Consider the following 25,032-nt stretch of genomic DNA (forward strand, 5'->3'; position numbering starts at 1 on the left):
GGCGCGTTCGACAGGCGCTCCGGTTGGAAGCGCCGCATTGAGCAGGGACTTAATCGAAAATGCCGGAATTGCCAGAGGTGGAGACCGTGCGCCGCGGCCTTCTTCCCGTTATCGAGGGCGCGCGGATCGAACGGGTGGTGCTCGGGCGGCCCGACCTGCGCTTTCCGCTGCCGGCGCGATTCGCCGAGCGGCTGGCCGGCCGACGGATCGAAAGCCTCGGGCGACGGGCCAAATATCTCGTCGCCGACCTGGGGGGCGGGCTGGTGCTGGCCATGCATCTCGGCATGTCGGGCTCGTTCCGGATCGAAGCGCCGCAGGGCGATAGCGTTCCCGGCGCGTTCGCGCATCCGCGATCCGACATCCGGCGCCATGATCATGTGCGCTTCGATATGATGACACGCGATCTCGCACCGGTCTCGATCATCTATAATGACCCGCGCCGCTTCGGCTACATGACGCTGATCGAGCGCGCCGAACTGGCCGAGCATCCGCATTTTCGCGAGCTCGGCATCGAACCGACGGGCAACGAACTATCCGGACAAGCGCTCGCCCCGCTCTTTGCGGGGCGTAGCGCGCCGCTGAAATCCGTGCTGCTCGACCAGCGGATCATTGCGGGCCTCGGCAATATCTATGTCTGTGAGGCGTTGTGGCGGAGCCGCCTGTCGCCGCGGCGGGCCGCCGGAACGCTGGTGAAGAAGGACGGGACGGCCAGCCAGCGGCTGGAAGCGCTCGCACTCAATATCCGTGAAACGATCGCCGAGGCGATCGCGGCCGGCGGCTCATCGCTGCGCGACTATCGCCAGGCCGACGGTTCGCTCGGTTATTTCCAGCATCGCTTCGCCGCCTACGACCGCGAGGGTGAGCCCTGCCGACAGGAGGCTTGCCGCGGTATCGTCAGCCGCATCGTTCAATCGGGCCGCTCGACCTTCTTCTGTCCCGCCTGCCAGCGCTGACGAGGCGAAAGCGCCGACGCGGCACTCTGATGCGGGCAGGTCGCACCGCTCGGCGCCGGGCGCGCCGGAGGGCTGTCCGGTCCATCCGCCTTCGCGGCAGATATTGACGGCTCCCGGCGCATCTGCCTATAAGGGCGCGACTTTCGGCGGCGCTTCATGGCGCGGCCCGTTTTTGTATTGCCGCGTCACTTGAGGGCGTGAGCCGTACCCCACCCGATCCGACCGATACGGTTACGATAGAGAGAGACGATCCATGGCCAATACCCCTTCGGCCAAGAAGGCCACGCGGAAGATCGCGCGGCGTACCGCCATCAACACCAACCGCCGCAGCCGCGTGCGCACCTTCCTGCGCAAGGTTGAAGAGGCGATCACAGCCGGCGACAAGGACGCGGCTGTCTCGGCCTTCCGGATTGCCGAGCCGGAACTGATGAGCGCTGCTTCGCATGGCGTGTTTCACAAGAACACGGCGTCGCGGAAGATTTCCCGCCTCGCCCATCGCGTGAAAACGATCGGCGCCGCCTGATCTGAACGGCGCGTCACACCCGGGTCGATCACCGGGTGGCAAGGATGATGACAAAGCCCTGGCTTCGGCCGGGGCTTTTTGATTCCAAGGCCGACACAAGGCTTCCGGGCCGCGGCGAACGAACGAGTCGCGCGCTGACCGCTGTCGAGGCGGCAAGGGAATCGCGGCAGTCGCGCATAGGCTCGTATCGGTTGCCTCTGGCGACGAAGCCTCAGCAATTCAGGCAGCCTTCCAGCTTCTGGCTCTGCCCATTCCGCCGCGATTCTGCGATTCGCAGCCGCCTTCGTCGGCATTTAGCTCAATTTGTCACCAAACTGTCTCATGCCTGATCCCGGACGGGATCCGCCGCACGACAGGTTTGAAAAACTGCATGGATTCCAGCCCCTTGCAGAAGGTCAGTGAGCGATTACCGATCGGCCCTCCGGGAGGTTTTTCCGACCCCCGGAGTCAAGCAGGCCCGCCACAATTTTTTCATATTTATTCTTTTCCTCCCGCAGCCCGGCCTCGGAAGCGACGAAAGCCCCGGGAGCAAAGTGTTTAGCGTGACATCGCCTCACAACCCGCATGGCGAGTCTGCAACAGGCGACCTGCTCGCATAACGATTCAGGCTGGAGTCGGCTTGCTCACCGCAGCGCCGTTTCGTAGTTTCCCCCTCGAAACAAGTGCGGGGAAAGACGAAATGCGGGGACAATCCAGGTTATCCAAAACTTCCTGGAAATTGTGGAAGGCTACGACCCTTGGGGTCGCTCCCGCATAAATTTAGTATCCGGTCTTTTCACGATTTATCCGAGTAAAAACTAGCGTCGGTCGAAGCCTGGCGCAGATAACTTCTGTGCCGATGTGGCGCAGAGGCGGGGGACCTTTTTGCATGCCTGAAGATTACAAAGGCGATGTTTCACCTGGGGAGTGCTGGTCAGCGCTCGCGGAGAAACCGGACGCCCTGCTCGTCGACGTACGCAGCACCGCCGAATGGACCTATGTCGGGCTGCCGATGCTGAACGCGCTCGGGAAGGTGCCGCTGCTCGTCGAGTGGCAGAGCTTTCCTTCGATGGCGGTTGACCCGGCCTTCGCGGAGAAGCTCGCCGATCAGGTCGTAAAGGCGGGGGGAAGCCGAGCGTCGCCGATCTTCTTTCTTTGCCGTTCGGGCGTGCGCTCGATCGCTGGCGCCGTGGCGCTGACCGCCCACGGCTTCGAGAATTGTTTCAATGTTCTCGGCGGCTTCGAAGGGCCGCCGGACGCCGAAGGACATCGTGGGCGGAAAGCCGGTTGGAAAGCGGAGGGTTTGCCTTGGGCACAGAATTAGGTCTTCGCCGGCGCATCGCAGCTGTGAGTCCCAACGCGGACGGGATTCACGTGCTGCGCCAATCAACAACCAACAACAATGATTTCGGGGCAAGTATGGACGGCGGCGCGAGGGGCACAGCAGAGATTATGGAGCGGGTGAACGCCCGGCTGAAAGCGCAACTCGGGCAGGACATCTTCGCCAGTTGGTTCCAACGGATGAAACTCGAGGCGACCGGCAAGGGTATCTGCCGCATCTCGGTGCCAACTGCCTTCCTGCGCAGCTGGATTCAGTCGCATTACCACGAGCTGCTGACCGAGATCTTCAGCACCGAAGTGCCGGGAACGCTGCGCGTCGACATCGCGATCCGGAGCGCCGTGCGCGGTGGCGGCGTCACCATCCGCCAAGCGCGTGTCGCGGGCCAGAGCGAGCCCGAGGCGACGCGCGTCACGGAGCCGGCGCGAAAGAGCGTCGCCGGAGCAGCGGCACCAGCAAAGGCGATCCCCGGCGGTGACGCTCGACCCCCCTCCGCTTTGCCCCAAGGCTCGGAGTTCGGCTCGCCCCTTGATCCACGCTACGTGTTCGACACCTTCGTGGAAGGCGCCTCCAACCGGGTCGCTCTCGCCGCCGCGCGAGCGATCGCGGAGAACGGGCCGCAGTCGGTCCGCTTCAACCCGCTGTTCATCCACGCCGCCGTCGGCCTCGGCAAGACGCATCTGCTGCAGGCGATCGCCAATGCGGCCTCGCGCCGGGAGGACCGGCCGCGCGTCGTCTATCTGACGGCGGAATATTTCATGTGGCGTTTCGCAACGGCGATCCGCGACAACCGCGCCCTCGATCTGAAGGAGACGTTGCGCGGCATCGACATCTTGATCATCGACGACACCCAGTTCCTGCAAGGCAAGTCGATCCAGCAGGAGTTCTGTCATCTTCTGAACGCGCTGGTCGATTCGGCGAAACAGGTGATCTGTGCCGCCGACCGCCCGGCGATGGAGCTGGAGTCCCTCGATCCACGGGTCCGCTCGCGGTTGTCCAACGGCATCACGCTGCAGATCGCCGTTCCGGACTACGAAATGCGCCGCTCGATCATCGCAAGCCGCGTGGCGGCGATGCGGGCGGAGGATCCCAGCTTCGACATGCCCGAGCGGGTGATCGACACGATCGCCGAGCGAGTCGCTGGGTCCGGTCGCGACCTCGAAGGAGCGTTCAACCAGATTGCCTTCCGCCATTCGCTCGGCCAACCGCTCTCGACGGAACATCTGGACGATCTGCTCAACCAGCTGACGCGAGCCAATATCGAACGGCGGGTTCGCGTCGAGGACATCCTGAAATTCGTCTCGCGCCATTACAATGTGACGCGCACCGACCTTCTGTCGGCGCGCCGCACCCGAACCATCGTGCGGCCGCGTCAAATCGCCATGTATCTCGCCAAGACCATGACGCCGCGCTCGCTGCCGGAGATCGGCCGGCGCTTCGGCGGTCGTGACCACACGACGGTGCTCCACGCCGTGCGCAAGATCGAGGGAGAGCGCGCCAATGACGAGAAGCTGTCGGAGGAACTCGATCTGATCCGCCGGATGATCGAGGAATAGGCCCCGTCCAAATCCAGATCCGGTACCGCACGCGGCGATCGGCGGGCGATGCAGCACGCCGCTTGAGCTAGAAAGCCGCCGCTTTTGGCTTTCCATGTGCGGTGCGAATCATTAAGACCATCGAACCCGGAACCGGCGCCGCCTCCCGCGGTGCCTGCCCCGAACAAAACGGCCTTCGTCATGCGTATCATCATCGAACGATCCAACCTCCTGAAGTCGTTGGCCCACGTCCACCGGGTCGTGGAACGCCGCAACACCATTCCGATTCTGTCGAATGTGTTATTAAAGACCGAGGACGGCGCGCTTCGCCTGAAGGCCACCGATCTCGACCTGGAAATCACCGAGAGCGTCGCGGCTACCGGCGAGCAGGAGGGCGCGACGACGGTGCCGGCGCATCTGCTCTACGACATCGTGCGCAAGCTGCCGGACGGCGCCGAGGTCAAGCTGTCGACCAATGCCGACGGCAACCAGATGACGGTCTCGTCGGGCCGCTCGAATTTCCGTCTCCAGTGCCTGCCGGAATCGGACTTTCCCGATATCACCGCGGGAACGCTGAGCCACGCCTTCACGATCAAGGCGGCGGAGCTCGCGCGGCTGATCGACCGGACGCATTTCGCCATCTCCACCGAGGAGACGCGCTATTATCTCAACGGTATCTTCCTCCACACGATCGAAGCGGACGGCGACCTCAAGCTGCGGGCGGTCGCCACCGACGGCCATCGCCTGGCGCGCGCCGAGATGGCGGCGCCAGCCGGATCGGAGGGCATGCCCGGCATCATCATACCGCGCAAGACCGTGGGTGAGCTGCAAAAATTGCTCAGCGACGGCGAGGACGACGCGGCTATCGAGGTCGAACTGTCCGACGCCAAGCTCCGCGTCACTATCGGTCCCGTCGTTCTGACCTCGAAGCTGATCGACGGCACCTTTCCTGATTACCAGCGCGTCATCCCGCAGAACAACGACAAGGCGCTGACCCTCGACCGGCAGAGCTTTTCGGCCGCCGTCGACCGGGTGTCGACGATTTCCTCCGAGCGCGGACGCGCCGTCAAGCTCGCGGTCAGCGACTCCCAGCTGACCCTCACCGTCAACTCGCCCGATTCTGGCACGGCGACCGAGGAACTGGCGGTCGGCTACGATTCAGATGACATCGAGATCGGTTTCAACGCGCGTTATCTTCTCGACATCACCGCCCAGCTCACCGGCGACGAAGCCGTCTTCATGCTTGCCGATGCCGGTTCCCCCACGCTCATCAAGGACGGCGGCGACGACGCGACGCTTTACGTCCTGATGCCGATGCGGGTCTGATTACCGCGACGGTCTTGACCGGGGAACGCCAAACCGGCGACGCGGCCGGGACACAATCCGGCTTACCGGTCGTCCGACTGAGCGAATTGCGGCTTGCCGATTTTCGCAATTACGAGACCCTGCGCCTTTCCTTCGACCGAGGCTTCGTCGCCTTCGTCGGCGATAACGGCGCCGGCAAGACCAATCTCATCGAGGCGGTGTCGCTGCTGACGCCGGGGCGTGGCCTGCGCCGGGCGACCTATCAGGACATCGCACGCAAGGGCGGCAGCGGCGGATTTTCGATTCGCGCCGGGCTGGTTTCGCTGCAGGGTGAGGCGAACGTCGTCACCAAGGTCCAACCCGATCCGGCCGGTCCGGCGACGCGGACGGTGCGGATCGACGAGACCGCCGCCAAGAGCGTCGACGAATTGCTCGACCTGTTGCGCATTCTCTGGCTGACACCGGCGATGGACGGGCTGTTCACCGGCCCGACGGGTGACCGCCGCCGCTTCCTCGATCGCATGGTGCTGGCGGTCGATCCGACCCACGGCCGCCGCGCGGTGGACTACGAGCGCGCCATGCGCTCGCGCAACCGGCTGCTTTCGGACAACCGCATGGATGATTCCTGGCTGAGCGGAATCGAGGCGCAGATGGCCGAGCTCGGCATGGCGATGGCCCTGGCGCGCGCCGAACTCGTCGGAATGCTGGTCGGGATGATCGAGCAATCCGGCGCCGACAACCCATTTCCCAAGGCTGGCCTCGATTTGGCCTCCGGCTACGGCGATACCGATCTGTCCCGCCCCTCGGCCGATATCGAGGACGAGGCTCGTACGCGGCTGCGGGCCGGTCGCCATGGCGACCGGGCCGCCGGCCGTACGCTGCTGGGCGCTCATCGGGCGGACCTTTCGGTCGTCCACCTCGCCAAGGCGATGCCGGCGGCGCTGTCCTCGACTGGCGAGCAAAAGGCGCTGCTCATTGGCCTGGTGCTCGCCCATGCCCGGCTGGTCGCCGCCGTCTCGTCGCTGCCGCCGATCCTGCTGCTTGACGAAATCGCCGCCCATCTCGATCCCAGTCGCCGGGCGGCGTTGTTCGACCTGATCGCCGAGCTCGGCGTGCAGGCCTTCATGACCGGCACCGATGCGAGCCTGTTTGACGCTCTCGGCGACAGAGCCCAGATGCTGGAGGTCGCGGCGGGCACGGTCCGCCCAGCTCCGGCGAGCGGTGCGACAAGCGCGCAATCGGAGCAAGGACGATGAGCGACAAGCCACTCGACCCCCAGGAACTCGACCGCTATGCGCGCCATATCGTGCTGCCGGAAATCGGGGGGCCAGGCCAGCAAAAGCTGAAGCGGGCGCGGATCCTCGTCGTCGGCGCCGGGGGCATCGGCTCGCCGGTCGTCCTCTATCTCGCGGCCGCCGGGATCGGCACGATCGGCATCGCGGACGATGACACAGTGTCGCTGTCGAACCTGCAGCGGCAGGTGCTGCACCGGACCGCCGATGTCGGCCGGTCGAAGCTCGACAGCGCAGTCGACGCCGTCGCCGCGCTCAACCCGCATGTGGCGGTCGTGGCCCATCCTTTGCGCCTCGACGCGGACAATGGCCGCGACATCGTCGCCGAATACGATCTCGTCATCGACGGCTCTGACAATTTCACCACCCGCTACGCCATGGCGGATCTGTGCGAGGCCGTGCGGCGACCGCTGGCCACCGCCGCTGTCAACCGGTTCTCCGGCTCGCTGACCGTGCTGAAGCCCTACGAATCCGGGCCAGACGGACAGCCGAATCCTGGCTATCGCGACCTCTTTCCCGAAGCACCGCCGGCGGGGCTGGTGCCCTCCTGTGCCGAGGCCGGCATCCTCGGGGTCACCACCGGCGTCCTCGGCACGCTGGCCGCCAGCGAGGCGATCAAGCTCGTCTGTGGCATCGGCGAGGCGCTGGTCGGGCGATTCCTGATGATCGATCTTCTGACCATGCGGATCGAGGAAATCCGCTACAGCCGGCGGCGCGCGGACGCATCATCCTGACGGCGCGTCCTGAATTCCGTCGCGTGTGCGCCAGAGCGAATAGACGACGCCCGTGCCAAGAATTGCGAAGGTGACGGCAAGCGACCATTCAGCGGGGAATTTCGCCCATCCCATTATGTCGGCGACGAAAATCTTGGAGCCGATGAAGACCAGCAGGATCGCCAGCGCCTGTTTCAGATAGGCGAAGCGATGCAGCACCGCGGCCAGCGCAAAATACAGCGCCCTCAGGCCAAGAATGGCGAAGATATTGGACGTGTAGACGATGTAGGGATCGGTGGTGATCGCAAAAATCGCCGGGATCGAATCCACCGCGAAGATCACGTCGGCCACTTCGATGAAGATCAACGCCAGGAACAGCGGCGTCATGTAGGTGAGCGTCCGCCCGGTCTTTTGGTCGGGCAACCGGACAACGAAATGTTCGCCGTGCAATTCGTCCGTGACCCGCAGCCGGCGTCGGGCGAATTTGAGCAGCCGATTCTGCGACAGGTCGATGGTCTCGTCGACGCCTGTCCACAGCATCTTCACGCCGGTGACAATCAGGAACGCGGCGAAGAGGTAGAGAATCCAGGCATACTCGGCGACTAGCGCCGCACCGAAGCCGATCATAATCGCGCGCAGCACAATGACGCCGAGAACCCCCCAGAACAGCACGCGATGCTGGTACTCTCGCGGGATCGCGAAATAGGAAAAGATCAGGGCGATGACGAAGACGTTGTCGATCGCGAGGCTCTTTTCGACGACGAAGCCGGTGAGATATTCGATGCCGGCCTGACGGCCGAGTTCGATCCAGACGAGGCCGCCGAAGGCAAGGCCGAGGGCGATGTAGAAGCCCGACAGGCCCAGGCTTTCGCGGATGCCGATCGCGCGGCTTCCCCGATGCAGGATGCCGAGGTCGAAGGCGAGAAGAAGGACGACGATGCCCAGAAAGCCAAGCCACATCCACAGCGGCTGACCCAGGAAGATAATGCCGAAGACCGACTCCATCTGCTCCCTCGTTCGTCGAGGGCGGCTGGAAACCGTTCGGCTCAGAAAACGTCCAGACCCGGCATCGAGCACACCCGATGCGGTCCGACATCACGATGCGATAGCATCGCCAGAGGGGCCCGGCCCGCGCGGGAGACATGGCGAGTGGCTTTCACTCCCGCAAGGCGTGGATCAATAATTTTACTTCTCGCAGAGCTTGCGGCGGCCGCGATAGGGCTGAAAGGTGCAATCCGACGCCCGGAACGATCGGTAGGCCCGCGAGCAAGCGCGGACGTTGCATTGCGGTGCCTGGGCTTCGGCGCTTTCGCCGGCGATCATGTCGGCGATACTCGCCGGACGCGAGGGCGTTTCCTCGACGGGTTCGGCCGCTGGCGCGCCGGAGGTGATTGCCGGCGCCACGGCCGCCGGCCGCATCGCGCCGGCCGCCCGCTCCATGAAACTCTTCCAGATCGTCGCCGGCAATTGTCCGCCGGTCACGCCGTCCATCGGCTCGCCGTCGTCATTGCCGACCCAGATGCCGACGGTCAGCGCCTCGTTGAAGCCGACGAACCACGCGTCGCGCGATTCCTGGCTGGTGCCGGTCTTGCCGGCGGCAAATCCCCCGAGCGCCGCCGCCTTGCCGGTACCCTTGTCGACCACGAGCTTGAGCAGGCCGACAAGCGGGTCCTGCAAGGGCCCCAGTTCACGCTCCGGGCGCTTCGATGGGCCGATGCGAAAGCTTTGGCCGGCGCCGTCGACGGCGAAGGAGGCGATCCCCCAGGGCTCGATCGGCGTGATCCCAGCGCGCACCGAGGCATAGGCCCCGGTGAGATCGAGAAGCGTGACCTCGGACGCGCCGAGGGCAAGGCTCGGCGTTTCGGTGAGGTCTGCGTCGACACCGAGATCGCGAGCTGCCGCCACGACCTGATCGATGCCGACATCCATCGCGAGGCGCACCGTCGCCGCGTTCAGGGAGCGGGCGAACGCCTCGGCCAGCGTGACCCGGCCACGGTACTTGCCGCCGTAGTTCTCCGGCTGCCAGCCGTCGATCTCGATTGGCGTATCCTCGATGCGGTCATTCGGCGAGAGGCCGGCGCGCAGCGCCGCGTAATAGACGAACAGCTTGAAAGTGGAGCCCGGCTGACGCTTGGCAGCGACCGCGCGGTTGAATTTCGAAGCGGTATAATCGCCACCGCCGACCATGGCGACCACCGCTCCGTCCGGCCGCAGGGCCACAAGCGCCGCCTGGGTGACGCCCTTTTCGGCGCCCTGCCCGCCGAGTGCCTCAGACACGACCTGTTCCGCAGCGGCCTGAAGCTCCGGGACCAGCGTGGTCTTGACCTCGATGCTGCCGCGAAACGGACCGGCGATCTCACGAGCACCGGAGATCACCCAGTCGGCGAACCAGGAGCCGCCGCCCATGTCCGGCCGGCTCGGGCTGAGCTGTGTCGAACCCAGTTTGGCCGCCGCGATTTCCGACGGCTCGAGATATCCGGCATCGCCCATCGCATTCAATACGACGCCAGCGCGCTCCTTCGCTCCCTCCAGATTTTCCAATGGGTTGAGCTGCGACGGTGCCTTGATCAGGCCGGCCAGCATGGCGCTTTCGGCCAGTGTCAGTTCGCCCACCGACTTGTCGAAATAGACACGCGCGGCGGCCGGCATCCCGGTCGCTCCGGCGCCCAGATAGACATTGTTGAGATAGCGCGCGAGGATCTCGTCCTTGGACAAGCGCGTCTCGATCCAGAACGCCAGAAAGGCTTCCTGGATCTTGCGCTTCAGCGTGCGATCCCGCTCCAGATAGCTGATCTTGAGGAATTGCTGGGTGATCGTGCTGCCGCCCTGCACCACCTCGCCGGCGAAGAGATTGCGGGTCAAAGCCCGCGCGACACCGCGAAAATCAAGCCCCCAATGCTGGTAGAAGCGGCGGTCCTCGATGCTGAGAACGGCCTCCACGAGATGATCGGGAAATTCGTCCAGGGGGGCGTAGCTGCCCTGATAGGGTCCCTGCTGCACCAGGGCTTGGCCATCGGCCGCCTGCAGAACCACTACCGGCTCGCCGGTTCCCTCGGCGATTTCCGAGAACGGCACGTCGTAGAGTGCCCAGGCGGCGACTCCCGACAAAAGCAGGAAGCCGGCGACGAAGACGACGCCCAGAATGGATGCGACGCGGCCGGCGCTCCAGGTTCGTCGGGCCGGCCGATTGCGCCAGTTCGCGCGAAACGTCTTCGCCCGCGCGCCAGTCGCGGCGGCCAGTCCGCGCCAGTCCGTGTCTCGGAGCGATTGCGAGGTCCTGGCGCCGAACCGGGTCAGGCCTCGGCCCGTCTGCCGTCCCAGCACGGCGGCCTTGGCTGCCAGCCACCGTCCGAGCCGGGCAAGGTCGGCCATCAGCGCCTTGCGGAAGACCGTGAAGGCTTCGCCCGTCTGCCCGGCCGGAACCGGCGCATTCTGATCGCGATCGGTCGAACCGCTCTTCCCAAGGGCCGGCGAAGGGCCATGATCGTCATTCGCGTCCGGCATCAAATCTCATTCGTTACAGCCAAGGCCGCATATGGCGTCCTTCGCCGTCCGGCATAGCGACGGTTACGGGCACAAACCAGAGAATTTTGCCGAGGCGACGTTGCCCGCGCGGCCGATCCCGCACGAGGCCTCTCAAAAATCGCCGGGCAGAATCCGGTCGGGCGGGCGATGGCCGTCCATCAGCGTGTGAATGTTGATGATGACCTTCTCGCCCATCTCGATCCGACCCTCGATCGTCGCCGACCCCATATGCGGCAAGAGAACGACGCGATTCTCCTCGGCGAGGCGCACCAATTTGCGGTCGATCGCGGGTTCTTCCTCGAACACGTCGAGCCCGGCCCCCGCGATGCGATCCTCCTGAAGAAGCTTCACGAGCGCCCGTTCGTCGATGATCTCGCCGCGGGCGGTGTTGACGATGAAAGCGTGCGGCTGGATCAACGCCAGCCGCCGCGCCGACAACAGATGGTAGGTCGCCGGCGTGTAGGGGCAGTTGACCGAGAGGATATCCACGCGGGCGAGCATCTGGTCGAGGCTTTCCCAATAGGTCGCACCGAGTTCGGCCTCGGTCTTCGGATCGACCCGCCGACGGTTGTGATAATGGATTTCCAGACCGAAGGCCTTGGCGCGGCGCGCCACGGCCGTGCCGATGCGGCCCATTCCTAAAATGCCGAGCTTCTTGCCCCATATCCGGCGTCCCAGCATCCAGGTCGGTGACCAGCCTGGCCAACGCTCCTTGCCTAGAAGGCGGGTCCCGCCCTCGACCAACCGGCGTGGCACCGCGAGAATCAGCGCCATCGTCATGTCCGCGGTGTCCTCGCTGAGGACGTTCGGCGTGTTGGTGACGAAGAGATTTCGCGCCAGCGCCGCCTCGACGTCGATATTGTCGACGCCATTGCCGTAATTGGCGATCAGCTTGAGGCGGGGACCCGCCTGTTCGATCACCGCGCGGTCGATCCGATCGGTGACAGTGGGAACCAGCACGTCGGCTTCGCGGACGGCCGAGACCAGCGCATGCTGCTCCATCGGCCGATCGGTTTCGTTCAGCCGCGTGTCGAAGAGTTCGCGCATGCGCGCTTCGATCGGCGCCGGCAGTCTGCGCGTGATGATCACTAGCGGCTTCTCGCGCTTCGTCATCGGCCGCGATTCCTTTGCACTCAAGACGTTGTTAACCGAAACGGACGATCATTCGATCCGAGAGCCGAGGCCTCTCTCCTAGCAAGCCGGGGGCGCGAAAACAAAGGGTTTCCCTCCGCAGGCAGAACAGCCTCGGCATCAGTTCGCGCTCGGCCGTCGGCCGTGTGAGCATCGCATCGTACGGAGTCTCTCAATGCCGCTCGCCGCATCCATCCGCAGCTCGCTCCTATCCGTTGTCGGCGCCGCCATCCTGGTAACCGGCGCGATCCCGTTGCCGGCCGCGCAGGCGGTCGAGACCGGGCCCGTCTCGAAGCTGCCGCTACCGCGCTATGTCAGTCTGAAGGCAAGCCGGGTGAATCTTCGCATCGGACCCGGCCGCGACTATCCGGTGAGCTGGCTCTATCTCAAAGTCGGCCTGCCGGTCGAAGTCATTCAGGAATACGATCTCTGGCGGCGGATTCGCGACTCGGAGGGCACCGAGGGCTGGGTCTACTACTCGCTGCTGTCCGGTCATCGCACCTCCATCGCCGCGCCATGGCTGAAGGGCAAGGCAACGCTGATCGACATCCACAAGAGCCCGGCGACCGACGCACCGCTGGTGGCGCGAATCGAGCCAGGCGTGGTCTCCTCCGTGTCGGAATGCACGGCCGGCTGGTGCTCGGTCGAGGTCGCCGACCGCAGCGGCTATGTGCGCCAGCAGGAAATCTGGGGGGTCTATCCGGACGAAACGTTCGAGTAGACGAGCGACGGGGGCGGCGCGCCGGAGTCGGGCATCGCGATTCGGGTGACGGGCTTACCGTCGCGTCCGATCATCCCGGCACGCCATTTCCTCGTCGCGACACGAAACAGCAACCGGCGGCATTTCGGGCGTCTATTCCGCGGCGATGGCGGCGGGCCGTTTGCGGCGTAGCCGGACCACCACATCGACATTGACGATTTCCATGCCCTCGGGCGCTTCGGGCATTTGCTCGAGCCGCAGGCCGCCGTCGGGGATGTCGATCATCACGTTCTCGTCCTCGACGAAGAAGTGATGGTGGTCGGAAGTGTTTGTATCGAAATAGGTGCGCTGGCCTTCGGCCGAGAGCGGCCGTACCAAACCGGCGTCGGTGAATTGGTGGAGCGTGTTGTAGACGGTCGCGAGCGAAACTGGCTCGCCCGCCCTATGCGCCTCTTCGTGCAGTTCCTCGGCGGACAGATGCCGATCGCCGGTTCCGAACATCAGATTGCAGAGGGCAACGCGTTGCCGGGTCGGGCGCAGCCCGACCGAACGCAGGCGCTCGAACACACAGAAGCTTTGGGTGCGGGGCCGGTTTTCCATCGCTGAATGCCACCAATATCTTGTATCTTGTTCAACCCTTGGGACGCAGCCTCCGGCCGCGTCTTTTCGGCTTATATACGTGATGTCGGGCGCCGCGACAAATGTCGGTCGGCATCGGGTCCCAGATCGCGATCACATACGCCGATACGATCCGATGTCATGACCGGGATCGTGTCCAGCGCGTCAGCGCGGAATGCGCGGAAAAAAAGGATCTCACTTTTGCTCGGATGCCCTAGCCGCATGTCCGCCGCAGGTTGTCCAGCGCCTTGCCCGAGTCGGTGAGCGGAATGGTGTAGCGGCCGGCCGGCCCGGATATCTCCGCGCTCCGTCCCTTGCGCAGTGCGTCGATCAATGCGGACAGCGCCGCAGGAGAGCCGCGACTGACGAGGATGGACGTTCCCTCCGCTTCCCCGTCGCGGGCTGTGGCTTCATATAAAAAAACGGTTCCGTCGACGCTCACCCCGACCGTATAGCCGCCGCCATCCTGTAAACCACCGGGAAATCCGGAGAAGATCATCACGACCTTGCCGTCCGGTCCGCAGCGGAAGAACAGGCCGGTGTAGGCGCCGCCAACGGTGAAGCCCGCCGTCCGGTCCGAACTCGTCCAGTTCTGCGCCCTGGCCGGCGATGCCGCAACTGCGGCGGCAACGATGACGGCACGGACCGAAAGGGCGAGCCCTACCGTCTTGTGTCCTTTCACGGGCTTGTCTCCTTGAAGGCGGCGTGAGATGCGCATTGCGAATCCGGCCGGACTATCGAAGTTCGCCTGAGCGAGCATACATAGCGCCGACAACAATGCGCGGCCACGCCCGTCACGGCGACGGGCGGTTTTCAGCGGAGCGGCATGCGTGCTAAGGGCGCAGTCGAAACAGACCGACAAACGGTCGGCGACTTCAGGGCGGATACGAACGGACATGGCAACAGCAAAGACCTCCTTCGACTACGACGATATCATCGCCTGCGCCAACGGCCAGTTGTTCGGCGAAGGCAACGCGCAGTTGCCGCTGCCGCCGATGTTGATGGTCCATCGAATTACGGATGTTTCGGAAACCGGCGGCGAGCACGGCAAGGGCTATATCCGCGCGGAGTTCGATGTCACCCCCGACCTGTGGTTCTTTCCCTGCCATTTCGTAGGCAATCCGGTCATGCCCGGTTGCCTCGGCCTCGACGGCATGTGGCAATTGACCGGCTTCTATCTGGGATGGCTGGGCGAAAAGGGCCGCGGCATGGCCCTGTCGACTGGCGAGGTGAAGTTCAAGGGCATGGTCACACCTGAGACGAAACTCCTCGAATACGGTATCGATTTCAAGCGGGTGATGCGCGGGCGCCTGGTTCTCGGCATCGCGGATGGCTGGCTCAAGGCCGATGGCGAGACCATCTACCGTGCGAGCGACCTGCGGGTCGGCCTAGCACAGGACAAGGCGGACTGACACGCAGCCGGCCGTGATGGCAGCCGATCGCTCCGTGGCAGGCGGAGTTATGGCGCAAGCGGGACAAGCTGCCATCTTCCCCCATTCAAAAGGGCAAAAGACATGAGACGCGTCGTTGTAACAGGCATGGGGATCGTGTCCTCCATCGGAAACGATGCCGGCGAGGTTCTGACCTCCTTGCGAGAGGGACGCTCGGGCATCAGCCTCGCGCCGGAATACAAGGAGCTCGGTTTTCGCTCCCATGTCCACGGCAAGCCGACGCTCGACCCAACGACGCTGCTCGACCGGCGGGCGATGCGGTTCCACGGCGGCGGCACCGCCTGGAACCACGTCGCCATGGATCAGGCGATCATGGATGCCGGCCTCGAGGAGAGCGACATCTCCAACGAGCGCACCGGCATCATCATGGGGTCAGGCGGCTCCTCGACCCAATCGATCGTCCAGGCGGCGGACATCACCCGCGAGAAGGGGCCGAAGCGCGTCGGCCCGACCGTGGTGCCGAAGGCGATGTCGTCGACCGCCTCGGCAACGCTGGCCACCTGGTTCAAGATCAAGGGCGTCAACTACTCGATCTCCTCGGCCTGCTCGACCTCGAGCCATTGCATCGGAAACGCCTGCGAGACGATCCAGATGGGCAAGCAGGACCTAATGTTCGCCGGCGGCTGCGAGGATCTCCACTGGACGCTGTCGGTGCTTTTCGACGCCATGGGCGCCCTGTCCTCCGACTTCAATGACCGCCCCGAAATGGCCTCGCGCGCCTATGACAAGGCGCGTGACGGGTTCGTCATCGCCGGCGGGGCAGGCGTCCTCGTGCTCGAGGAGTACGAACGGGCCAAGGCGCGCGGGGCGAACATCATCGCCGAAATCGTCGGCTACGGTGCTACCTCCGACGGCGCCGACATGGTCGCGCCCTCCGGCGAGGGCGCCGTGCGCTGCATGCGCCAGGCGATCGCCCATCTCGACGGCCCGATCGACTACATCAACCCGCACGCCACCTCGACGCCGGTCGGAGACCGCATGGAGATCCAGGCGATCCGCGAGGTCTTCGGCGACGCCATTCCGCCGATCTCGGCAACCAAGTCGCTGACCGGCCATTCGCAGGGCGCCACCGGCGTCCACGAGGCGATCTACTCGCTGTTGATGATGCGGCATGGCTTCATCGCCAAAAGCGCGCATATCGATGAGATCGACCCGGAATTTGCCGATATACCGGTCGCGCGCGAACGCATGGACGGGGTGACACTCGATCGCGTCCTGTCGAATTCCTTCGGCTTCGGGGGCACCAATGCCTGCCTCGCCTTCCAACGCGTGACGGACTGAGGATTTGAAGAGCACTATGGGCGACCTCATGGCAGGAAAGCGCGGGCTCATCATGGGCGTCGCCAACCGCAACTCCATCGCCTGGGGGGCAGCCAAGGCGCTGTCGGCGCAAGGCGCGGAGATCGCCCTCACCTATCAGGGCGAGGCCTTCGGGCGGCGAGTGAAGCCGCTGGCCGAAGAGATCGGCTGCAAGCTGGTCATTCCTTGCGACGTCGAGGATACGGCATCCCTCGACGCGGTCTTCGAGACGCTGACGTCGGAATGGGGCTCGATCGACTTCGTCCTTCATGCCATCGCGTTTTCCGACAAGAGCGAGCTCAAGGGCCTTTACGCCGACACCACGCGGGAGAACTTCACCCGCACCATGGTGATCTCCTGCTTCTCGTTCACGGAAGTCGCCAAGCGGGCCGCCGCGATCATGCATAATGGCGGCGCGATGGTGACAATGACCTATGGCGGCGCCGAGCGGGTCATGCCGAACTACAACGTCATGGGGGTTGCCAAGGCGGCGCTCGAGGCCTCCGTCCGCTATCTCGCGGCCGATTTCGGACCCCGCAACATCCGCATCAACGCGGTTTCGGCCGGGCCGGTCCGCACATTGGCGGGCGCCGGAGTCTCGGACGCCCGGCTGATGTTCAACTTCCAGCGGCGCAACGCGCCGATGCGGCGCAATACGTCCATCGAGGAAGTCGGCGGGGCCGTCCTTTATCTGATGTCGGAACTCTCCAACGGCGTCACCGGCGAAATCCACTACGTCGATTCGGGCTACAACATCATGTCGATGCCCTCGCTCGAAGAGCTGAAGGAACAGGAACATCGCAAGGCCGTGGTCGAGGGCGAGGAGGAGATCGACGGCGGTAACTAGGCCGAGCGGCGCCGGCGACGCCCCATCCGCACCGCACCATGGGCGCCGGCGCCGAAGGCCCAGCCGAGTCCCAACCCCGCCGCCGTCAGCACGATGCCGTCGATCGCGACGGGCAAGGCCGGGCGATAATCCTCGCTGGTCCGGGACGCCGTCGTCCAATCCGGATTGCTGAGGGCGACGAAGGGCCGAAACAACGGCGCTGTGTCGACGAGATCGCGGTAACGCCGCGCCAACTCCTCGTAGCGCAAGATCGTAGTAGCGGCGTCTTCGCCCTGCCGCGCCGCCAGAGGATCAGAATTCCCGCGCAAGCGCTTCAGCGCCGCGTCCCGCGAGACGCCCGCTTGCGCCGCCCCGGCGTCGAATCGCGCGACGACCGTTGCGAGTTCGTCCGCCGCACCGCCGAGCCGCTGCAGATATTGTTGGGTGAATTCGCCCGACTGGCTGAACACCGTGCCGGTGAGCAGCGCGGCGAAGACGCGAATCAGCAAGGGCACCATCGGCGGATCTTCCTCAAGAGCCGGTCGAGTCTCGCCTCGCCGGCCGTGCGCGGACGAAGAGCCGGGCACCGATTCCTGTTGCCCCGTGACAAAGACGCAAAAAAGGCGCGCCCCGGGGGACGCGCCTTTCGAAGGGCCGGAAAGAAGGTCGCCGATCAGGCGGCGTCTTCCTTCATCTCCTCGCCGGTGGTCTGATCGACCACCTTCATGGAAAGGCGAACCTTGCCGCGCTCGTCGAAGCCCATCAGCTTGACCCAGACCTTGTCGCCTTCCTTGACGACGTCGGTGGTCTTGCCGACCCGCTCGGCGGCCAGCTGCGAGATGTGAACGAGGCCATCCTTGGAGCCGAAGAAGTTGACGAAGGCGCCGAATTCGACCGTCTTCACCACCGTGCCTTCGTAGATCTCACCGACCTCGGGCTCGGCCACGATCGAGTGAATCCACTTTCTGGCGGCCTCGATCTCCTTAGCCGAGGAAGAGGCGATCTTCACGGTGCCGTCGTCCTCGATGTTGATCTTGGCGCCGGTCTTTTCGACGATCTCGCGGATGATCTTGCCGCCGGCGCCGATGACGTCGCGGATCTTGTCGGTCGGAACCTGCATGACCTCGATGCGCGGCGCGAACTCGCCGAGCTCGGCCCGGCTTTCCGACAGCGCCTTGGCCATTTCGTCGAGGATATGCAGACGACCGCTCTTGGCCTGATCGAGGGCGACCTGCATGATCTCCTCGGTGATGCCCTGAATCTTGATGTCCATCTGCAGCGAAGTGATGCCCTCACCCGTGCCGGCGACCTTGAAATCCATGTCGCCGAGATGGTCCTCGTCGCCGAGGATGTCGGAGAGAACGGCGAAGCGCTCGTCCTCCTTGATCAGTCCCATGGCGATGCCGGCGACCGGCGCCTTCAGCGGAACGCCGGCATCCATCAGGGCGAGCGAAGTGCCGCACACGGTCGCCATCGAGGACGAGCCGTTGGACTCGGTGACCTCGGAGACCGCGCGGATCGTGTAGGGGAACTGCTCGGGCGCCGGCAGGATCGGGCGCATCGCCCGCCAGGCTAGCTTGCCGTGGCCGATCTCGCGGCGTCCCGGAGAGCCCATGCGGCCGGTCTCGCCGACGGAGTAGGGCGGGAAATTGTAGTGGAGCAGGAAGCGTTCCTTGTAGGTCCCGGTCAGAGCATCGACGAACTGCTCGTCCTCACCGGTGCCCAGCGTGGCGATGACCAGCGCCTGGGTCTCGCCACGGGTGAACAGCGCCGAGCCGTGGGTGCGCGGCAGGATACCGGCCTCGGCGACGATGGTGCGGACCGTCTTCAGGTCACGCCCGTCGATGCGGCTACCGGTGTCGAGGATGTTCCAGCGGACGATCTTGGCCTGCAGCGACTTGAAGACCGCGCCGACCTCTTCCTTGGAATATTTGGTCTCTTCCGCCCCCTCGGGGAGGAAATGCGCGGTGACCTTCGCCTTGACGGCGTCGACGGCCACGTAGCGGGCCTGCTTGTCGGTGATCTTGTAGGCCTCGCGCAGTTCGCCTTCGGCGAGCTGCAGCATTTCGCCCTCGAGCGCGGAATGATCGGAGGCGATGTGCTCGCGCGGCTCCTTGGCGGCGTGCTCGGCCAGCTTGATAATGGCGTCGATCACCGGCTGCATGCCGCGATGACCGAACATCACGGCACCGAGCATGATGTCCTCGGACAGTTCATGGGCTTCCGATTCCACCATCAGCACGGCGGAGTCGGTACCGGCGACGAGGAGGTCGAGCTTGGACTCGATCATCTCGTCGACATGCGGGTTCAGCTTGTACTCGCCGGCGATATAGCCAACGCGGGCGCCGCCGATCGGGCCCATGAAGGGCACGCCGGAGAGCGTCAGCGCCGCCGAGGCCGCGACCATCGCGACGACGTCGGGATCGTTCTCCAGATCATGCTGGAGGACGGTGAGGACGACCTGGGTCTCGTTCTTGTAACCGTCGGCGAAGAGCGGCCTGATCGGACGGTCGATCAGGCGGGAAACCAGCGTCTCCTTTTCCGAGGGACGACCCTCGCGCTTGAAGAAGCCGCCAGGAATCTTGCCGGCCGCGAAGGTCTTTTCCTGGTAGTTGACGGTCAGCGGAAAGAAGTCGAGGCCGGGCTTGGGCTGCTTGGCCGAGACGACCGTCGCCAGCACGGTGGTTTCACCGTAGGTGGCGAGGACGGCGCCGTCGGCCTGACGGGCGATCTTGCCGGTTTCCAGGGTAAGCGGACGGCCCGCCCAGTCGATTTCCACCTTGTGGGTGTTGAACATGTTCTTGCCTTTTCATCCTCGCTCCGAGGCACCTTCAGGATGCCGGAGGCGGAGCGTGTTTCGTGACCGAAACGCGTCATGGGCAAGACGACGAGAGGCTTCGAGGCGGTGAAGACGCCAGGTCGTTGCCCGGCGGCGGCCGTTCCGGAAGCATCCGGCAATCCTGCCCCATGACCGCTCGGTGGGTCGGCCTGCGAACTGGTCCGCGGGAGGCCGGGGCTGTTGGGGTCCGCCAGTCCGCGGCGGGCCGAAGTGCGACCGGCGGGCCGAAGGAGTTGCCTCCTTTGGCCCGCCGGGTATCTGTCCTAGCGGCGCAGTCCGAGACGGCCGATCAGATTCTGATAGCGCTGCTCTTCCTTCGACTTCACATAGTCGAGGAGGCGGCGGCGCTGGGAGACCATCTTCAGAAGGCCACGACGCGAGTGGTTGTCCTTCTTGTGGTCCTTGAAATGCTCGGTGAGGTTCACGATCCGCTCGGTCAGGATCGCAACCTGGACTTCCGGTGAACCGGTGTCGCCTTCCTTGGTCGCGTATTCCTTCATGAGCTCGGCCTTGCGCTCAAGCGTAATCGACATCGAAATCCCTTTCCTGGAAAATCTTGAGGGTTGGGTCGCCCATGGCCGGGATGTCGTCCAGCGAGGGCCATTCACTCGAGCGCCATGCGTCCATCCGGACCCACAAATACGCTCTAACACTTTGATCAAGCATCGGATCGATCCAAAAATCGGATTCCGTTTTCCGGTCCGATGCCCTGGCGCGGACGGAACAAGCCGGTCGGCGCTGCGGCGCATATAGGCCAAATCCGCGAGGAATACTAGCCTGAAACGAGACGGCCACGGCCGGGGAGGCCGCCAGCCGGAGTCCCCGCAAATCACTAGCCGGGACGCGACTTGATGCGGAACACCGCCCGCTGGAGTCCGTTTGGAAGGCAAGCGTGCCATATCGAGGCAGCACGCCCGATACCTACAATCACAACAGGGAGAACGGCAATGGGACTCTTCACCCACGACATCAAGTCGATGGACGATCTCTTCGTTCACACGTTGCAGGACATCTATTACGCCGAGAAGCAGATCACCAAGGCGCTGCCGAAGATGATCGACAAGGCGTCCGATCCGCAACTGAAGCAAGGTTTCCAGACGCATCTGAGGGAGACCGAAGGCCAGATCGATCGGCTGGAGCAGGTGTTCCGCATGCACGGCCATGAGCCGAAGGGCGTGACCTGCGAGGCCATCGATGGGATCATTTCGGAGGCCGAAAGCGTCATCAGCGAGGTCGCCGACCCGCAGGTGCTCGATGCCGCCATGCTGTCGGCCGCCCAGGCGGTGGAGCACTACGAGATCAGTCGCTACGGAACACTGGCCAGCTGGGCCCGGCAACTGGGCCACGACGACTGCGCGCGGCTTTTGCACGAGACGCTCGAGGAAGAGCGTGCGACGGACGAGAAGTTGTCTCGCACGGCCGAGACCGCGGTTAACCGGAAGGCCGCCTGAGGAGGCACAGACGCCCGGGCGAGAACGCCGTCCAGCAATCTTCGCGCGGAGGCGACCGCTCGCCTCCGCGCACCGGTGTCTGCTACAGCCAGCGCCGGCGGCGGAAGTAGATCAGCAGGCACATGGCGATCGCCACCATGACCCCGAGCGCGATGGGGTAGCCGTAAGGGTGCTGGGTGAGCGGCATGTTCCATCGGGATGTCTCGGGATTGAAGTTCATCCCCCAAACTCCGGCGAGAAACCCGAGCGGAATGAAAATGGTCGAGATGATCGTCAACAGGTTGATGACCTCGTTGGTCTTGGCCGCCGACAGCGTCATGTGCAGGTCGATCAGTCCCGACGCCGTGTCGCGATAGGTATCGTTCATGTCGATCAGTTGATCGACATGGTCCTGGACATCCCCGAAATAGGCCTTGGTCTCGGCATGCAGCCAGGGCCGATCCAGACGCAGGAGCGTGCCGAGAGCATCGCGCGTCGGCCTCAGCCAACGCTTCAATCCCAGCATTTCCCGCCTGACCGCATGAAGTTCCGGCACCTGATCCTCGTCCACGGTGGCGAGGATGTCGTCCTCGAGACCTTCGATCCGGGCGACCTGCGATTCCACCACCGGGAAATAGGCATCGACCACCGCGTCGATGAGGGCATAGGCAAGATAGTCCGCCCGCCCCGCATGCAGACGCGGTGCGCCCTTGGCGATGCGCGCGCGGACCGGTGCGAAACTGTCGCCCGGACGTTCCTGGAAGGTGAGAACGAAGCCGTCGCCGAAGAAGACCGATAATTGCTCGCCATCGCCGTCGCGGTCCAGCATGCGCATGACGAAGAAGGCATGGTCGGCCTGGATCTCGCATTTCGGCCGCTGATCGGTGGTGACGACGTCTTCCAAGGCCAGGGGATGAAGACCGAACTCCGCGCCGATGCGCCGAATTGCCTCGATATCGGCGAGCCCCGAGCAATCCAGCCAGAACACCGGCCAGTCGCCGCGTTGCGCCAGTGCGTCGTCAAGCGACAGGTCCCGGACGTGACGGCTCGTCCCGCCGTCGATCCCGATGATACTGAAGAGCGAGGTTTCCGCCTCCGGATCGGCGACCAGGACGCCCGGTGCGGCTCCGATCGCCGCAGCGCGCCTGGCGACCTTTTTCCGGCGTTTCTTTTGCCGGCGACCGGGAGCGTTCACCATGATCGCATGCTTTCCGTTGATTCCCCAGCCCGTCAGAACGAGGGGCCATGACTCAGCAGGACGACATAAGGCGCATGCGGTGGATCGGAAGCGTCAGCGGGACGAAGTTGGAGGGGTGGCGGTCCTTAAGCCGCCCGTCGCGCCCTTTCGGACGAAGGTGATTGCCCCACCGCCAATTTGAACCCCGACAGGAGGTCGTTGAGCGACGACGCCTCGGTCGCCAGCCCATGACTTGCGGCCGTCGATTGTTCGGCCACGGCCGCGTTATGCTGCGTTCCCTGATCGATCGAATGCAGCGCGGTGTTGATCTCCTGCAGCCCGACCGATTGCTCGCGGGCCGTGGTCACGATCGAGGCGACATGCGCGTCGATCTCGCGGATTTCGGCGACGATCACCTCCAGCGCCTTACCGGTCTCGCCGACGAGGGCGACGCCGTTGCCGACCTCATCATGCGAGGTCGCGACCAGCTCCTTGATCTGCCTGGCCGCTTCGGTCGAACGCTGGGCCAGTTCGCGAACTTCCTGGGCGACGACGGCAAAGCCCTTGCCGGCCTCGCCGACACGGGCCGCCTCGACACCCGCGTTGAGGGCGAGGAGATTGGTCTGGAAGGCGATCTCGTCGATGACGCCGATGATGTTGCCGATCTCCCGCGACGACGTCTCGATACGCCCCATGGCGGTGACGGCGTTGCGCACCACTTCGCCGGACCGTTCGGCCTGACCCCTGGTGCGCGAAGTCAGTTCGCCCGCCTCTGTTGCCCTCGCCGACAGGCCCTGGACGGCCGTGTTGATTTCCTGGAACGCGGCCGACGTTTCCTCGACGGAGGCCGCCTGCTGCTCGGTGCGGCCGGCCATGTTTTCGGCGGCACGACGGATCTCGTCGGCCCCCACATGCACGGCTCCGGCGCTTGTCTCCACTGCCGCGAGCGTCGTATCCAGCTGCGCCACCGCCTCGTTGAAATCCATGCGCAACTGCTCGAATTCGCCGGAGAAAGCGGTGTCGATCCGGTGGCGGAGATTGCCGGAGGCCAGTTCCCGCAGGCCGGCACCGAGCTCGCCAACGACGACAGCAAGTCTGTCACTTTCGGCGGTCGCCCGTTTGGCGTCGGCGGCTTGCCGAGCGCTATCGCTTGCATGACGGCCGGCTTCCACTTCGGCCTCCTGAGCGCTTTTTTCCCTCAGTGCCTCGCGAAGAGCGACCACCGAGCCCGCCATGGCGCCGACCTCATTGCGCTGGCCGGCGAACGGCACGGCGCTGTCGAAATCGCCATCGGCCATCCGGCGCAACAGGACCGACAGGCCCGAGATCGGCCGAACGATGCTGCGGACGACCAGGGCGATCGACAGGGCAATCGCCGCGAACAGCCCAAGCGCAATGGCGGCAACAATCGTCAGCCGCGTTTGTGCCGCGCTGCTCGCGGCCGCCGCGTCGGCGATGATCCGGTCGGAGACCACCGCTCCCATCGCGCCGAGGGTTCCAAGCCATTCGGTCGTTGCCGTGAACCATGTCGCCGCGTTCAGGGAGGACAGTTTTCCGTAGTTTCCTCCGTCCAGGATCACCAGGCGCATCGCTTCCACATCGGCGCCGGCTCCATCGCCGTACAAGGCGCGACTTGTCGCCGCGACATCGTCCGAAGCGAGGTCGAAAAAGCGCGATATCAGCGCTTCCTGGGCGCCTTTCTTGGCTGCAAAGGCCTCGAACACCGGGAGCGTGAACGTGCCGGCCGCGATTCCGCCGGCGCCCATGCCGCGCTCCACGCCCGCCAGTTCCTTCGCGCCCATGATGTTGACGTAGGCGGCCAAATTCATCGCGGTGTCGCGGTTTTCGGTCGCCTTGACGATGCCGCCGCCCATCCGGCTCAGATCCGCGATCGCGGCGGTGTAATAGTCGAGGGCGTCGCCGGTGGAGATCGCGAAGCTGTCGATCGTGCCGCGAACGGCTTCGAGCTGCCGCAACGCTTCGCCGGCCTTCGCCAAGGACTGTGTGATATCGGAATTGCCGACCGGACTGAGGGTCTCGCCGACCGATTGTAGATCGGCGAGGCGCTGATCCGTGGCGCCCCGCGCCCTGGCCAGGGAATCGGCCATCTGGGCGCCCTTGGAGCCGATGAAACCGGCCGAATTGCCGCGCTCGACCTGAAGGACGTCGACGAGATCGTAGATGGTCCGCATCTCGCGGGCGAACATCTCGGTCTGCTGGGCCGCCTTGGATTCATGCCAGAGCGTACTGACCTGAAGCGCCTCGTAGACCGACAGGGCCAACAGCGGCAAAAACACCGCGACGACGATTCGGGTCGAGAATTTGATGTTTCTGAGCGACATGGCGTCCTTCCACCGGCCGAAATCCGCAGCGGAAGCAGTCGGGGAACGATGCGAC

22 protein-coding genes are annotated in these 25,032 nt (G+C 64.6%); 12 read left to right on the plus strand and 10 right to left on the minus strand.

What is annotated here, in order from left to right:
• Window positions 1-59 precede the first annotated feature (59 nt).
• From mutM to moeB, 7 genes are all read left to right on the plus strand, one after another.
• Entirely contained in the window at window positions 60-953 is an 894-nt protein-coding gene (gene mutM, locus ING15_RS05095; RefSeq protein ID WP_206453704.1) for a bifunctional DNA-formamidopyrimidine glycosylase/DNA-(apurinic or apyrimidinic site) lyase, read from the plus strand.
• Between the two features lie 253 nt (window positions 954-1,206).
• Entirely contained in the window at window positions 1,207-1,476 is a 270-nt protein-coding gene (rpsT, locus tag ING15_RS05100; protein WP_206453705.1) for a 30S ribosomal protein S20, read from the plus strand.
• Window positions 1,477-2,344: 868 nt separating this feature from the next.
• Window positions 2,345-2,779, plus strand: a complete 435-nt coding sequence (locus ING15_RS05105) for a rhodanese-like domain-containing protein (RefSeq protein ID WP_206453706.1) — start codon at window positions 2,345-2,347, stop codon at window positions 2,777-2,779.
• A 95-nt stretch (window positions 2,780-2,874) separates the two neighbouring features.
• Window positions 2,875-4,350, plus strand: coding sequence for a chromosomal replication initiator protein DnaA (gene dnaA, locus ING15_RS05110; RefSeq protein ID WP_206453846.1), 1,476 nt, complete (start codon window positions 2,875-2,877; stop codon window positions 4,348-4,350).
• A 180-nt stretch (window positions 4,351-4,530) separates the two neighbouring features.
• Window positions 4,531-5,655: a DNA polymerase III subunit beta gene (gene dnaN, locus ING15_RS05115; protein ID WP_206453707.1), complete on the plus strand. Its 1,125-nt coding sequence runs from the start codon at window positions 4,531-4,533 to the stop codon at window positions 5,653-5,655.
• 14 nt (window positions 5,656-5,669) lie between these two features.
• On the plus strand, window positions 5,670-6,890 hold the full coding sequence (gene recF / locus ING15_RS05120) for a DNA replication/repair protein RecF (RefSeq protein WP_206453708.1): 1,221 nt from the start codon (window positions 5,670-5,672) through the stop codon (window positions 6,888-6,890).
• A complete protein-coding gene (gene moeB, locus ING15_RS05125) occupies window positions 6,887-7,660 on the plus strand; it encodes a molybdopterin-synthase adenylyltransferase MoeB (RefSeq protein WP_206453709.1) in 774 nt (257 codons plus the stop codon). Before recF ends, moeB begins: the two co-directional genes overlap by 4 nt.
• Here moeB and ING15_RS05130 read toward each other — a convergent pair.
• The 3 genes from ING15_RS05130 to ING15_RS05140 form a co-directional block, all read right to left on the minus strand.
• On the minus strand, window positions 7,652-8,644 hold the full coding sequence (locus tag ING15_RS05130) for a TerC family protein (RefSeq protein ID WP_206453710.1): 993 nt from the start codon (window positions 8,642-8,644) through the stop codon (window positions 7,652-7,654). The genes moeB and ING15_RS05130 overlap by 9 nt on opposite strands.
• Window positions 8,645-8,824: 180 nt before the next feature.
• Window positions 8,825-11,143, minus strand: a complete 2,319-nt coding sequence (locus tag ING15_RS05135) for a PBP1A family penicillin-binding protein (RefSeq protein WP_206453711.1) — start codon at window positions 11,141-11,143, stop codon at window positions 8,825-8,827.
• 132 nt (window positions 11,144-11,275) lie between these two features.
• Window positions 11,276-12,277 carry a 2-hydroxyacid dehydrogenase gene (locus ING15_RS05140; protein ID WP_206453712.1) on the minus strand — a complete coding sequence of 334 codons (1,002 nt, stop codon included), beginning with the start codon at window positions 12,275-12,277 and terminating at the stop codon, window positions 11,276-11,278.
• 193 nt (window positions 12,278-12,470) lie between these two features.
• On the opposite strand from ING15_RS05140, the gene ING15_RS05145 reads away from it, so the two are divergent.
• Window positions 12,471-13,016 carry an SH3 domain-containing protein gene (locus ING15_RS05145; RefSeq protein ID WP_206453713.1) on the plus strand — a complete coding sequence of 182 codons (546 nt, stop codon included), beginning with the start codon at window positions 12,471-12,473 and terminating at the stop codon, window positions 13,014-13,016.
• A gap of 132 nt (window positions 13,017-13,148) precedes the next feature.
• Here the strand turns inward: ING15_RS05145 and irrA are convergent, their stop codons facing one another.
• The gene (gene irrA / locus ING15_RS05150; RefSeq protein WP_206453714.1) at window positions 13,149-13,595 is read right to left on the minus strand and encodes an iron response transcriptional regulator IrrA; all 447 of its coding nucleotides are present in this window, start codon (window positions 13,593-13,595) and stop codon (window positions 13,149-13,151) included.
• Between the two features lie 232 nt (window positions 13,596-13,827).
• Window positions 13,828-14,295: a hypothetical protein gene (locus ING15_RS05155; protein ID WP_206453715.1), complete on the minus strand. Its 468-nt coding sequence runs from the start codon at window positions 14,293-14,295 to the stop codon at window positions 13,828-13,830.
• A 214-nt stretch (window positions 14,296-14,509) separates the two neighbouring features.
• Between ING15_RS05155 and fabA the strand changes: the two genes are divergently transcribed.
• The 3 genes from fabA to fabI all read left to right on the plus strand — a co-directional run bounded on the left by fabA (window position 14,510) and on the right by fabI (window position 17,210).
• Window positions 14,510-15,025, plus strand: coding sequence for a 3-hydroxyacyl-[acyl-carrier-protein] dehydratase FabA (gene fabA, locus ING15_RS05160; RefSeq protein WP_206453716.1), 516 nt, complete (start codon window positions 14,510-14,512; stop codon window positions 15,023-15,025).
• A gap of 102 nt (window positions 15,026-15,127) precedes the next feature.
• Window positions 15,128-16,345, plus strand: a complete 1,218-nt coding sequence (gene fabB / locus ING15_RS05165; RefSeq protein WP_206453717.1) for a beta-ketoacyl-ACP synthase I — start codon at window positions 15,128-15,130, stop codon at window positions 16,343-16,345.
• 16 nt (window positions 16,346-16,361) lie between these two features.
• Window positions 16,362-17,210, plus strand: coding sequence for an enoyl-ACP reductase FabI (fabI, locus tag ING15_RS05170; RefSeq protein ID WP_206453718.1), 849 nt, complete (start codon window positions 16,362-16,364; stop codon window positions 17,208-17,210).
• On the opposite strand, the gene ING15_RS05175 is transcribed toward fabI, so the two are convergent.
• From ING15_RS05175 to rpsO, 3 genes are all read right to left on the minus strand, one after another.
• Window positions 17,207-17,707, minus strand: a complete 501-nt coding sequence (locus ING15_RS05175; protein ID WP_206453719.1) for a DUF2937 family protein — start codon at window positions 17,705-17,707, stop codon at window positions 17,207-17,209. The two genes, fabI and ING15_RS05175, sit on opposite strands and share 4 nt — an antisense overlap.
• Window positions 17,708-17,862: 155 nt before the next feature.
• A complete protein-coding gene (gene pnp, locus ING15_RS05180; RefSeq protein WP_206453720.1) occupies window positions 17,863-19,986 on the minus strand; it encodes a polyribonucleotide nucleotidyltransferase in 2,124 nt (707 codons plus the stop codon).
• A gap of 305 nt (window positions 19,987-20,291) precedes the next feature.
• Window positions 20,292-20,669: a 30S ribosomal protein S15 gene (rpsO, locus tag ING15_RS05185; RefSeq protein WP_332873779.1), complete on the minus strand. Its 378-nt coding sequence runs from the start codon at window positions 20,667-20,669 to the stop codon at window positions 20,292-20,294.
• Between the two features lie 306 nt (window positions 20,670-20,975).
• Here rpsO and ING15_RS05190 point away from each other — a divergent pair, with 306 nt between their 5' ends.
• On the plus strand, window positions 20,976-21,479 hold the full coding sequence (locus ING15_RS05190) for a YciE/YciF ferroxidase family protein (RefSeq protein ID WP_206453722.1): 504 nt from the start codon (window positions 20,976-20,978) through the stop codon (window positions 21,477-21,479).
• Window positions 21,480-21,561: 82 nt separating this feature from the next.
• On the opposite strand, the gene corA is transcribed toward ING15_RS05190, so the two are convergent.
• The gene (gene corA, locus ING15_RS05195) at window positions 21,562-22,656 is read right to left on the minus strand and encodes a magnesium/cobalt transporter CorA (RefSeq protein WP_206453723.1); all 1,095 of its coding nucleotides are present in this window, start codon (window positions 22,654-22,656) and stop codon (window positions 21,562-21,564) included.
• Between the two features lie 125 nt (window positions 22,657-22,781).
• On the minus strand, window positions 22,782-24,977 hold the full coding sequence (locus ING15_RS05200) for a methyl-accepting chemotaxis protein (RefSeq protein WP_206453724.1): 2,196 nt from the start codon (window positions 24,975-24,977) through the stop codon (window positions 22,782-22,784).
• Window positions 24,978-25,032: the final 55 nt, after the last annotated feature.

The sequence above is a fragment of the Aurantimonas marina genome, assembly GCF_017183135.1.
Taxonomy (GTDB): Bacteria; Pseudomonadota; Alphaproteobacteria; order Rhizobiales; family Rhizobiaceae; genus Aurantimonas; species Aurantimonas marina.